This window comes from Hyphomonas sp. BRH_c22 (genome assembly GCF_000961795.1).
Lineage (GTDB): Bacteria > Pseudomonadota > Alphaproteobacteria > Caulobacterales > Hyphomonadaceae > Hyphomonas.
On the sequence record NZ_LADU01000024.1, the window covers coordinates 1 to 6,024 of the forward strand.

The following is a 6,024-nucleotide window of genomic DNA, read 5'->3' on the forward strand; positions in this document are numbered from 1 at the left end:
GCAGGCCTGGGACGACCGGATCGGGTCAGCGCGCGTGCAGGCGGCCAATTGGCGGCTGGCCGCGCTGGGAAGCCTTGGCCTCTCGTTCGTGCTGGCGGGTGGCCTCGTCTGGCGCTCGACCCAGTCCTTCGTCACGCCTTACGTGGTCGAGCTGACCGGAGAAGGCGCCGTGCGCGCCGTCGGCCCCGCCGAGGGAAGCTATGAGCCGACCGATGCGCAGATCGCGTTCCATCTTGCCGAGTTCGTCAAGAACACACGATCCATCTCGATCGATCCTGTGGTGGTCCGGCAGAACTGGCTGAAGGCCTATGCCTATGCAACCGACCGGGCCGCGGCGACGCTGAATGATTATGCCCGCGACAATGATCCGTTTGCTGATCTCGGGCGGCGCTCGGTGTCTGTCGATGTGACGAGCGTGGTACGCGCCTCGGACGACAGCTTCACCGTTCGTTGGCGCGAAACCGCCTATCGCAACGGCACCGAGACCGGCCAGTCCAACCATACCGGCGTGTTCTCGATCGTCATCGACCCGCCCCGCACCGAAGAAGCCCTCCGGGCTAATCCTCTCGGCCTCTACGTCCACGGCCTCAACTGGTCAAAAGACCATCAATAGGAGCACATCCCCCATGAAACGCCTCGCCCTGATCCTTCTCGCTTCCTCCGCGCTTGCGGCGTGCGAGTCCTTTCCTGCAGCCATCGGTCCCGACATCACGCTCGATGAACCGGACTATGTCGAAGATCTCTATCTCGCCCCTGACGCGGAAGAGACCGATATCGGCGACGCGGACTTTGCTCCAACGCCGGTTATCTACCGCACCTATACGCCGACAAGTGTTACAGGCGCGATGCCCGGCCAGTTGAAACCCATGCCGACGGAGGCAGATCGGCCATCCCTTGAGCCCTACCAGGCCATAGAGACGGCAAACGGCAAGGCGGCGGTCGAACCCTCCCTCGACAATTATATGAACGCGATCCAAGTCTATCCTTATACCGTGGGCGCGCTCTACCAGGTCTATTGCGCCCCAGAACAGGTGACCGACATCGTCCTCCAGCCCGGCGAGGAACTTGTTTCGGTCTCTGCCGGTGACACAGTCCGCTGGGTGCTGGGAGACACGGTCTCCGGAACGGGCAGCGAGGCGCAGGCCCATATCCTGATCAAGCCGACACAGGCCGGTCTCAAGACCAACCTCATCATCACGACGAGCCTGCGGGCCTATCACCTCGAACTGCGCGCGTTCGAAGAGACCTATATGGCGGCCGTGTCCTGGCGCTATGCCGATCAGCAATTGGTGACACGGGTGGCGAGTTCGAGCGCGGGGCGGGCTTCCGCATCGTCGTCGCCAGCAGGATTGCAGCTTGATCGGTTGAAGTTCCGTTACGACATCGACGGCGATGAGCCGCACTGGCGGCCGGATCGCGTGTTCGACGATGGCCGCAAGGTCTATATCCAGTTCCCGGCCCGGCTCGACCAGGGCGAAGCCCCGGCCCTGTTCGTCATCGGCCGGGACGGCAAGTCCCAGCTCGTAAACTATCGCATGTCCGGTGCCTATTATGTCGTCGACCGCCTGTTCGCGCGCGCCGAACTGCGCCTTGGCGAGAAACGACAGGAAGTCGTGAAGATTGCCCGCAACGATCTTGGCGGCGCCCGGCCATGACAGAGGTTGCCTCCCCACCACCCAAGCCGCTTGAAATCCGGGGGAAACCGAGACCCGTCAAACGGTTCTCAAAACGGGCGCTCATGGTGCTCCTCGGCACCGGCAGCGCGATTGTGCTCGGCTCTCTGGCCTTCGCCCTAAAAGGACCGAAGGACGAAAGCGGCAGTCCTGCCCGCGAACTCTACAATACCGGACACAATCCGGAGGCGGATGGACTTGCCGCGCTGCCGAAGTCTTATGGCGAGCTGCCGCCGGAAGAGGATATCCTCGGTCCGCCGCTGCCGGGAGACCTGGGCACACCGATCCTGAAGGCGCAGCGCGAAGGACGGATGGGATTGCCTGAGCAGGATGCGCCTGAATCTGGTCCGATGCGCGAGCAAATGGATGCATTGGAGGCAGAGCTGCGAGCACGTGAAGCCGCGCTATCTGATGCGGCGCGTGGGAGCGGAGTATTTTTCCAGGTTGGATCGAGTTCCGGGTCGCAAAGCCTGGGAGGAAGCGTTGCGAGTCCATCAGCGGCTTCGATCAGTTTTCCGGACCTCTCGGCGTTTGCACCATCTGATGGCAGCGCTTTTGGATCACCTCTCAGTGAGGATCCGAACCGGCAAGTCCACAAGCTGGATTTTCTGGGCACCGAGACGGATCCGTCTATCTACAATCCGCACCGGCTCGAGACGCCGGTCTCACCCTACCAGCTGATGGCGGGAACGATCATCTCGGCAACACTGCTGACGGGGGTGAACTCCGATCTTCCGGGCCAAGTCATCGCACAGGTAACGAGCCCGGTCTACGACACGGTCACAGGTGAGACTGTGCTCGTACCGCAGGGCGCGCGCTTGATCGGGAGCTATGACAGTGTCATCGCATTCGGCCAGTCCCGGGCGCTTCTCGTCTGGAGCCGGATCGTGATGCCTGACGGGTTCTCGATCCGCATCGACAATCTCGCCGGCACCGATGCGCGCGGCTATGCCGGGCTCGAAGACAAGGTCGACTATCATTCCTGGAAGCTGTTGCAGGGCGTCGCACTGTCGACCTTGCTCGGCGTCGGGTCCGAACTCGCAAACGACGATGAAGGCGACATCGCCCGTGCACTCCGCCGCTCCGCGCAGACCGGCGCTAATGAGGCCGGACAGGAAATCGTGCGCCGCAATCTCGACGTCCAGCCCTCGATCACCATCCGGCCCGGCTGGCGGCTCGGCGTGCTTGTTAACAAGGATATTATCCTGAAGCCGTATGATGGAGGAGACCAGCCATGGGTGAAGTGAGTTTGAAGATCGGGCCGCTTCCGGATCGGACGCCGCAGAAACTCGCCGTCCTGGTCGACCCGCTGCTAGCGGCGGATCTGGAGGACTATGCGCGAATTCATTCCGAGATTCACGGAGTGGAGGTTTCGGCTTCTGCACTGGTGCCGCTGATGCTGGAAACCTTTTTGGCGAGTGACACCGGATTCCGTAAAGCTCGAAAAGCTTGATTTCAACAATAGTGTAGTCAACAGTGGAGTAAGAATAATGGCCAGATTAATCACAGCCAAGCAGGTCCTGGACCTCACCGGGTATAAGAGCCGGACGACTCTTTGGCGGAAGGTCCGCGCGAAAGTGTTTCCAGCACCCGTAAAGTTGCCGGGAGACGCGGTACGATGGCGAGAGCAAGAAATTCAGGACTGGATCGAGGAAGCTCCCCGGCAGACATATACCAGGTCGTGAACACTCCTGCTCAATTCAGAAACTTGGCCGAGCGTTTACGCATCGCATCACCAATTCGTTCGAACAGAAGCTTCGGAAAATCGTCTGGCATGATTGCGACGGTTCGCTCGAGGGCACCCTCAATAGTTTCGCCAAGACTGCCAAAGAGACTCCTGACCCGATCTTGCGCCATTCCGGCCGCTTTCGCGTCCTCAAGGAAGTGGTACGGGAGGATACTTTCCACCGCATAGTTTCGATTATCCCCTACCGCCATTGAGACACGAAATTCCTTCCGCCTCAGCTGCTTCGCCGCATAGTTCGGCTGCAAGGACATGATGTCGTAGAGCGGTGTCATTCTGTAGCGCCCCCCGGGTGTCAGAAAGAGGCTGAAATTCTTGGCGTGGCCATCAGTAGCGCCAATCAGCCAGAACACGATCTGGGCCTTCAGGAAGGCCAGCCTGTCCTTTTCAGCATAGTCGCTGCCTGCCAGGAGGCCGAGGCATTCGCGGATGCCTGGTCCACCATCATTGTTATACTTGCGTATCGAGGGCACCGAGAGCGCTTGGCAGAAATCTTCCTGGGGAATACGGAGCAATCGGCCATCACTCGCTTTCAAGCGGTCAAAGCGCTCCACAGCGAGAATGCGGATGCCATCGACATCAACAATCTGGCTTTGCGCCACTTCCAGCCCGAGTTCCCGGCATAGAGCTAGACAGAAATGCTCGTTCTCGACACTCTGGGTCATATCGAGTCCATTCGGAAGTTTGCCAAGTCCAGGCTTTAGAATATGCGTGGTTGGCGTTGTGCCTTTTGGCAAGCACCAGCCATCATTCCAGAGCAAGGCCGTTTTTTCCTGTGCGCCTGCAATGGAGATACGCAGTTCCCGTTCGCCACTCGGCCTGACACCCAGCGGCGCTGTGGCCAGGTTGCGAATGATCTCAGCGACGTCTGCGTCGCTCAGCTGAAGATATTTGGGCAGTGTGGGCGGTGTTATCTCATCGCCTTCCGGTACGAATTGCAGAGCCCCGACGCAGTCACGGCCAATCTGGTTCAGGAGGCTGAACGCGTCCGTGCCCTCCGCCCCCACCTTCGCGGCAACCTTGCGCCTGATCTGGTCATTGTCCGGAAGAAGATTGTCGAAGAAGGCGGACACTTCGGCCCCGGTATAACGCTCCTCACGCAACGGTAGCGACAACGAAACGGGTATGGCCCGGCGCGAATCGGTGAGCCATTCCTTGTCATACGCAAAGGAAATTGCGCCGTTCGGCGCGCGATCAAGCCCCCCGACGACGCGGCCATTCAGGGCGACGACCAGTCTTTCGCTCCGCCGTGACCGGGGCATCAGAACAGGTCCTCAATGTCACTGTGCGAGCCTTTCGTGCGTTGCCGAACAACAATCTCAAGATCAAGCGCTCTCAACAGGTCCATGACCGTGGTAAGCTTGACCGTTTCGAGCCCGTTCTCCACATGTGAGATTGTGCCTTGCCTCACGCCGGCTCGGCTGGCCAAGTCAGCCTGCGTCATCGCCTGCGCGCGACGAGAGCGCCGCAAGGCGACGCCAAGCTGCTTAGGTGATCTGACGAGTTCTGACATTTGCGAGCTTCCTGACTATTTATACCCCCATACGCTACAGCGCATAAAATGTCAATATACGCTACGGCGTATAATAGAGGTTTATCGCCTGCAGCGCATAACTAGCTTTTGGTCGAATGGATTAATGGCGCGACAGGGCAGACCTACACTGGATCATAGTGCAGGCTATGAGTTGACTGGCGAGGTGCGTTCGAGCGTGTGGAGACCTTGGCTGGGCGATGGCCCAGATAGTTACTCCAGTCAGACATCATGCGGCGGCGTTTTTCTACTTGGGAAAGCCTCTTATAGGCTAGCTCCGTCTCTGACCCCTGCTTATGAGCAATTGCGATTTCAGCGAGTTCGCCCGGGTAGTTGGTACACTCAGCGACCCAATCCCTGAAAGTTGACCGCAACCCGTGCGGCACCGCGCGTTTCCCTGTCTGTTGATCCAGGAAGCCCTTTCGACCAGCTGCGATCTCCTCCAAATGAACTTCCCGCATGAGTTTGGAAATTGTATTTTCGCTCATAGGGCAACCATTGAGCCCCGCGAAAACATATTCGCCGTTCTGTTCTTGTTTTACCGCTCGTAATAGCTCCAGCATCGGCTCGGTAAGCGGGACTTTGTGGTCTCGGGTCTTGAGTTTTGTCCCTTGTCTGTTCGGCGGTATCGTCCAGATTCTTGTGTCGAAATCGACCTCACTCCAGGACATGTATCTCACATCACCCGACCTTACCGCCGTAAGGCACAGAAACTCGAGCGCGCGCGCAGACAAGCTTTTTTTCTGGCGGATCAATTCGAACCACCTCGGCGCGTCAACGAATGCCACCGCTGGCCGATGCGCGGCTTTCTTATCGCGTCCCAGGGGATCCAAAATCGGTTTAAGGTCCACCCATTTGGCGGGACTGTCTTGCTCCCGATATCCCGTTGCCTTCAACCAGACAAATATCTTATCGAGGCGTACCCTGATCTTTTTTGCAAGTTCGCGTTTCGTTGACCAGATTGGCTTGAGCACATCAGCGACGTGAAGTGTGGAAATGTTCTCAACGTCTAGTTTGCCGATGATCGGGACAGCATAAGTCCGAAGCGTATTGATCCAAGCTTTGCGTTCTTTCTC

8 protein-coding genes are annotated in these 6,024 nt (G+C 58.7%); 5 read left to right on the plus strand and 3 right to left on the minus strand.

Annotation, left to right across the window (positions count from 1 at the left end; translation table 11 throughout):
* The 5 genes from trbF to VR74_RS21505 all read left to right on the plus strand — a co-directional run.
* Nucleotides 1-613 (plus strand): conjugal transfer protein TrbF (trbF, locus tag VR74_RS03765; RefSeq protein ID WP_045694548.1); only part of this gene is annotated, 613 nt, incomplete at its 5' end.
* 13 nt (nt 614-626) lie between these two features.
* The gene (gene trbG, locus VR74_RS03770) at nt 627-1,655 is read left to right on the plus strand and encodes a P-type conjugative transfer protein TrbG (RefSeq protein ID WP_045694550.1); all 1,029 of its coding nucleotides are present in this window, start codon (nt 627-629) and stop codon (nt 1,653-1,655) included.
* Complete coding sequence (locus VR74_RS03775; RefSeq protein WP_045694551.1) at nt 1,652-2,920, plus strand: TrbI/VirB10 family protein; 1,269 nt, start codon at nt 1,652-1,654, stop codon at nt 2,918-2,920. Before trbG ends, VR74_RS03775 begins: the two co-directional genes overlap by 4 nt.
* Nucleotides 2,908-3,126, plus strand: a complete 219-nt coding sequence (locus tag VR74_RS03780; RefSeq protein ID WP_045694553.1) for a DUF2274 domain-containing protein — start codon at nt 2,908-2,910, stop codon at nt 3,124-3,126. Before VR74_RS03775 ends, VR74_RS03780 begins: the two co-directional genes overlap by 13 nt.
* Nucleotides 3,127-3,163: 37 nt before the next feature.
* Nucleotides 3,164-3,358: an AlpA family phage regulatory protein gene (locus VR74_RS21505; RefSeq protein WP_045694555.1), complete on the plus strand. Its 195-nt coding sequence runs from the start codon at nt 3,164-3,166 to the stop codon at nt 3,356-3,358.
* A gap of 10 nt (nt 3,359-3,368) precedes the next feature.
* Here the strand turns inward: VR74_RS21505 and VR74_RS03790 are convergent, their stop codons facing one another.
* The 3 genes from VR74_RS03790 to VR74_RS03800 all read right to left on the minus strand — a co-directional run.
* On the minus strand, nt 3,369-4,679 hold the full coding sequence (locus VR74_RS03790; protein WP_045694556.1) for a type II toxin-antitoxin system HipA family toxin: 1,311 nt from the start codon (nt 4,677-4,679) through the stop codon (nt 3,369-3,371).
* A complete protein-coding gene (locus tag VR74_RS03795; RefSeq protein WP_045694557.1) occupies nt 4,679-4,930 on the minus strand; it encodes a helix-turn-helix domain-containing protein in 252 nt (83 codons plus the stop codon). The genes VR74_RS03790 and VR74_RS03795 overlap by 1 nt, the downstream gene beginning before the upstream one ends.
* Nucleotides 4,931-5,073: 143 nt before the next feature.
* Nucleotides 5,074-6,024: site-specific integrase (locus VR74_RS03800; protein WP_045694559.1), on the minus strand; the 951-nt coding region annotated here is incomplete at its 5' end.

Bases quoted from the DNA above. Each gene is read 5' to 3' on its own strand.
- trbG (WP_045694550.1), top strand. From the start codon at position 627: ATGAAACGCCTCGCCCTGATCCTTCTCGCTTCCTCCGCGCTTGCGGCG.
- VR74_RS03775 (WP_045694551.1), top strand. From the start codon at position 1,652: ATGACAGAGGTTGCCTCCCCACCACCCAAGCCGCTTGAAATCCGGGGG.
- VR74_RS03780 (WP_045694553.1), top strand. From the start codon at position 2,908: ATGGGTGAAGTGAGTTTGAAGATCGGGCCGCTTCCGGATCGGACGCCG.
- VR74_RS21505 (WP_045694555.1), top strand. From the start codon at position 3,164: ATGGCCAGATTAATCACAGCCAAGCAGGTCCTGGACCTCACCGGGTAT.
- VR74_RS03790 (WP_045694556.1), bottom strand. From the start codon at position 4,679: ATGCCCCGGTCACGGCGGAGCGAAAGACTGGTCGTCGCCCTGAATGGC.
- VR74_RS03795 (WP_045694557.1), bottom strand. From the start codon at position 4,930: ATGTCAGAACTCGTCAGATCACCTAAGCAGCTTGGCGTCGCCTTGCGG.